Here is a 4,049-nt window from a genome sequence, read left to right on the forward strand (position 1 = left end):
CCGGAGCTCGGCCTTCGATGGAGATGCGTGCATGATCCATCTTCCGCTGTCGTCGTCCGCGACAACGGACGATCCATCATTCCAGAGACGCTAGCTTTCGTTAAGGCCAGGCCGCGGCGCGCTGGACGCCCCGTATCGCGGGGCACAACACTAGACAATTCAACCGCCGCAGCGCGACGACAAGCCAACAGCAAAAATCAGTGCGAAGCCGCAGAGGCCGTTGGAGCGCTCGATCCCGGAGTTCCCTACGAAAGTAGGTGGGCACCATATGTCCGGGTCCACGGACCCGGCCAGGGACAGTTCCCTAAAGGATCGATAAGGCCCCGGGGATATATGGCTCCTGACGCACGACGCAGCTTCGCGGGGGCTAATCTAGCCATCGTTGCCCCAATCCGCCAGCGGTAAGGAAGACGCAGCCGAGACTCATGCACTTCTCTCCACCCTCCCTCCCTTGAAGGGGGAGGGAGGGTAAGCATGAAGCGTAGCGGAATGCGAACCGGGTGGGGTGATCTCTCAACGCGGGCACTGCACGCGCGGAAAAGACTGTCACCCCACCTCGCCGCTCATTTCATGAGCGTCGATCCTCCTCCTCCAGGGGAGGATAAGATCACCCGATGCCGGAAAATATAATCACCCGATCGCGATGCCGCCGCCGATGGTGCGGTTGAGCACCTGCGTGGTGCGCTCGATCCGCTCCGCGGCGGCGTTGAGCGCGTTGGAGACCGCGGTCTGGGTCGCGCGGGCGCGGTCGATGGCGGCGACGCGCGCATTGCGCAGCTGCTCGACCTCCTCCTCGAGGCTGCGGATGCGTGCGCTGGCGTCGACCAGTTCGTCGCAGGCGGTGAGCGCCGCCATCACCGTCAGCCGCGCATCGCCGATCTCGCCGAACTTGCCGCGCAGCGATTCCACGCGTTGCTGGAGATTTTCCGCGAGCTTCAGGAGCCGCACCTCCTGGCCCTCCTCGCAGGCCATCCGGTATTGCCGGCCATTGATGGTGACGTTGATGTGGCTCATCTGCTGTCTCCGCCGTCGAGCACGGCGCGAATGCTGCCGATTGCCGCGTCGAGTTTTTCCGCGATCTCGCGATTGGCGCGCTCGAGCTTGCGCGTCTTCACCAGCGATCCGTCGAGCTCATCGGCGAGCCTGGAGCGATCGGCGCCGAGGGCCTGGATTCGGCTCGCCAATTCGTTCTCGTCGCGGTCGGCCTCGCGGCGGCGCTCCACCGAGCTCTCCAGCGCATCAAGCGCTGCCATCAGCCGCTTGGTCGCAGCATCGATATCGGCAAGCGGTGCCTCGGTATTGCCAGACCCGTTGGCGAGACGATCACTCATGACACGCGGCGTGGACCTTTCAAGTCGGTTGGCTTGGTGGCCTGCGGAAGACAGGCCTGCCGCACGGCAAAACTGGCGGTTCGGCAAGCGTTTACGGGACGAAATTTACGTGGCAAGCGAGCCCAGCGCAACGGCGGCGCAGAACTATGCACCGTTGAATGAAATAGGGCGATTTCGGGCCACTTTTCCCCGTTTTGAGGCGTTTCATCGCCTTGGACTTGCGGAATTGAGGTGCTAATCCACCCCCAACCCGTAAGGCCATCCACGCGCGTATCGCGGCTGCCCGCCCCGATCCGTCCAGCAATCAGCTCCTCATTTTAGGCGGACTTTTCATCATGACGCAGGTCGATCACACCCGTATGGCCAATGCGATCCGTGGCCTTGCCATGGACGCCGTCGAAAAGGCGAATTCCGGCCATCCCGGCCTGCCGATGGGCGCCGCCGACATCGCGACCGTCCTGTTCACAAAATTCCTGAAATTCGATGCGGCCGACACGGCGTGGCCCGATCGCGACCGCTTCGTGCTCTCGGCCGGCCATGGCTCGATGCTGCTCTATTCGTTGCTGTACCTCACCGGCAACAAGGACATGACGCTCGACCAGCTCAAGCATTTCCGCCAGCTCGGATCGCTGACGCCGGGACACCCGGAGAACTTCCACACCAAGGGCATCGAGACCACCACCGGTCCGCTCGGCCAGGGCATCGCGACCGCGGTCGGCATGGCGCTCGCCGAGAAGATGCTGGCCGCTGAGTTCGGCAAGAAGATCGTCAACCACCACACCTATGTGCTCGCCTCCGACGGCGACCTGATGGAGGGCATCTCGCAGGAAGCGATCGCGCTCGCCGGTGTCTGGCGGCTCAACAAGATGATCGTGCTGTACGACGACAACGGCATCTCGATCGACGGCCCGACCTCGATCTCCGATTCCGTCGATCAGGTGAAGCGCTTCAAGTCTGCAGGCTGGGCCGCCGAATTGATCGATGGCCACGATCCGCAGGCGATCGCCGCTGCAATCACCCGCGCGCAGAAATCCAACAAGCCCTCGATGATCGCCTGCAAGACCACGATCGGTTACGGCGCGCCGCACAAGGCCGGCACCGCCAAGGCGCATGGCGAGGCGCTCGGCGCCGACGAGCTCAAGGCGGCCAAGGAGAAGCTCGGCATTTCGCTCGAGCCGTTCTCGGTGCCCGACGATGTGCTGAAGGCCTGGCGCGAGGCAGGCAGCCGCGGCGCCGCCGAGCACAAGGCCTGGGACGAGCAGTTCGCGCAACTCGGCAGCCGCAAGCGCGCCGAGTTCGAACGCCGCATTCGCCACGAGCGGCCGCAGTCGCTCGCCAAGGGGCTGCGCGCCTTCAAGAAGGGGCTCTTGGAAAATCCGCTTAACGTCGCGACCCGCAAATCGTCGGAAGCCGCGATCGAGGTGATTGCGGCTGCGATGCCGATGGAATTCGTCGCGGGCTCCGCCGACCTCACCGGCTCCAACAACAACAAGGCGAAGTCGGCGACGGCGTTCGGTGCCAAGACGCCGAAGGGCCGCTTCATCCATTACGGCGTCCGCGAGCACGGCATGGCGGCGTGCCTCAACGGCATCTTCCTGCATGGCGGCTTCGCGCCGAACGGCGCCACCTTCCTGGTGTTCACCGACTACGCGCGCGGCGCGATGCGGCTGTCGGCGCTGATGGGCACCGGTGTCGTCTATGTCATGACCCATGACTCGATCGGCCTCGGCGAGGACGGCCCGACGCACCAGCCGGTCGAGCATCTGTCCGCGTTGCGCGCGATGCCCAACATGCGCGTGTTCCGCCCCTGCGACGCGGTCGAGACCGCCGAGTGCTGGGAACTGGCGCTCAACCGCGTCGACGGACCGACGGTGCTGGCGCTGACCCGCCAGAACCTGCCGCAGCTCCGCACCACGGCGCCGAACGACAACCCGTGCAGCCACGGCGCCTATGAGCTGGTCGCGGCGCAGGGTGACGCAAAAGTGTCATTGTTCGCGTCGGGTTCCGAGGTCCAGATCGCGGTCGAGGCGCAGAAGCAGCTCGCCGGACGCGGCATCGCGACGCGGGTGGTCTCGGTCCCGTCGCTGGAATTGCTGCTGGCACAGCCCGCCGAGCGGCAAAATGCCATTATCGGCAACGCCCCGGTCAAGATCGCGATCGAGGCCGCGGTGCGCTGGGGCTGGGATGCCGTGATCGGCCATGACGGCGAATTCATCGGCATGCACGGATTTGGCGCCAGCGCGCCGGCGAAGGACCTTTTCCGGCATTTCGGCATTACTGCTGAAGCCGTCGTTAACGCTGCCACCAAGCGCGTCTGACGCTGGCCTGACACCCGTCGGCCAAGGTTGAGCTTGTCGCAAAAAAGGATTACCTAAGCTCCATCTTTTCCGTACGCGCCCGGCCGAACCGGGCGTTCCGCCGTAAAAACCTCGTGGGAGCACTCCCGCGGGGCTGACGACAGCATTAGAGGAGACGAGCATGGCAATCCGCGTCGCGATCAACGGGTTTGGGCGTATCGGCCGCAACATTCTGCGCGCCATCGCCGAGTCCGGCCGCAAGGACATCGAGGTGGTCGGCATCAACGACCTCGGCCCGGTCGAGACCAACGCACACCTGCTGCGCTTCGATTCCGTGCACGGCCGCTTCCCCGGCACCGTCACGGTCGACGGCGACACGATCAGCCTCGGCGACAACAAGATCAAGGTTTCGGCCGAGCGC

The 4,049-nt window shown here is 64.7% G+C and carries 4 protein-coding genes and 1 other RNA gene; 2 read left to right on the plus strand and 3 right to left on the minus strand.

Annotated elements, in window-relative coordinates:
* Positions 1-201 precede the first annotated feature (201 nt).
* The 3 genes from ssrS to AKL29_RS19650 form a co-directional block, all read right to left on the minus strand.
* Positions 202-362, minus strand: a non-coding RNA gene (gene ssrS / locus AKL29_RS39870) — 6S RNA.
* Positions 363-630: 268 nt separating this feature from the next.
* On the minus strand, positions 631-1,014 hold the full coding sequence (locus tag AKL29_RS19645) for a cell division protein ZapA (protein ID WP_028332812.1): 384 nt from the start codon (positions 1,012-1,014) through the stop codon (positions 631-633).
* Positions 1,011-1,331 (minus strand): DUF4164 domain-containing protein, encoded by a 321-nt coding sequence (locus AKL29_RS19650; RefSeq protein WP_018269681.1) that lies wholly within the window; start codon positions 1,329-1,331, stop codon positions 1,011-1,013. The genes AKL29_RS19645 and AKL29_RS19650 overlap by 4 nt, the downstream gene beginning before the upstream one ends.
* A 335-nt stretch (positions 1,332-1,666) precedes the next feature.
* On the opposite strand from AKL29_RS19650, the gene tkt reads away from it, so the two are divergent.
* On the plus strand, positions 1,667-3,649 hold the full coding sequence (gene tkt / locus AKL29_RS19655) for a transketolase (protein WP_050385254.1): 1,983 nt from the start codon (positions 1,667-1,669) through the stop codon (positions 3,647-3,649).
* Between the two features lie 160 nt (positions 3,650-3,809).
* Positions 3,810-4,049 (plus strand): glyceraldehyde 3-phosphate dehydrogenase NAD-binding domain-containing protein (locus AKL29_RS45130; RefSeq protein WP_244482189.1); only part of this gene is annotated, 240 nt, incomplete at its 3' end.

Source organism: Bradyrhizobium pachyrhizi, from assembly GCF_001189245.1.
GTDB classification, from domain to species: domain Bacteria; phylum Pseudomonadota; class Alphaproteobacteria; order Rhizobiales; family Xanthobacteraceae; genus Bradyrhizobium; species Bradyrhizobium pachyrhizi.